We start from the raw sequence: 611 nt of genomic DNA on the forward strand, positions 1-611 counted from the left end.
CCTCGAAGCTGCGCAACTTGCGGCTGTGAATGCGTTCCAGCGGCATTTCGCGCAGCATCTCCATGGCGCGGATGCCGATCTGCAGATGCCGCGACACCTGGGTGCGGTAGAAATCCGAGGCCATGCCGGGCAGTTTCAACTCGCCATGCAAGGGCTTGTCGGACACGCACAGCAAGGTGCCATAGGGCACGCGAAAGCGGAAGCCGTTGGCGGCGATGGTGGCGCTTTCCATATCCAGCGCGATGGCACGGGATTGCGACAGCCGCTGCACCGGGCCGGACTGGTCGCGCAGCTCCCAGTTGCGGTTGTCGATGGTGGCGACAGTGCCGGTGCGCATGATGCGTTTCAGCTCGTAGCCTTCAAGCTGGGTCACCTCCTCGACCGCGTCTTCAAGGGCGATCTGAATCTCGGCCAGTGCCGGGATCGGCACCCAGACCGGCAGATCGGCGTCCAGCACATGATCCTCGCGCAGATAGGCGTGGGCCAGCACGAAATCGCCAAGGCTCTGGCTGTTGCGCAGGCCCGCACAGTGGCCGACCATCAGCCAGGCATGCGGGCGCAGCACGGCGATATGGTCGGTGGCGGTCTTGGCATTGCTGGGCCCGACGCCG

At 65.0% G+C, this 611-nt stretch carries 1 protein-coding gene; it reads right to left on the reverse strand.

The genetic code is table 11. From position 1 onward, the window contains the following. On the reverse strand, window positions 1-611 hold a 611-nt coding region (locus tag RSW2DRAFT_RS17005), incomplete at both ends, for an AMP nucleosidase (RefSeq protein WP_008033306.1).

It is taken from the genome of Rhodobacter ferrooxidans (assembly GCF_000176015.1).
GTDB lineage: Bacteria > Pseudomonadota > Alphaproteobacteria > Rhodobacterales > Rhodobacteraceae > Pseudorhodobacter_B > Pseudorhodobacter_B ferrooxidans.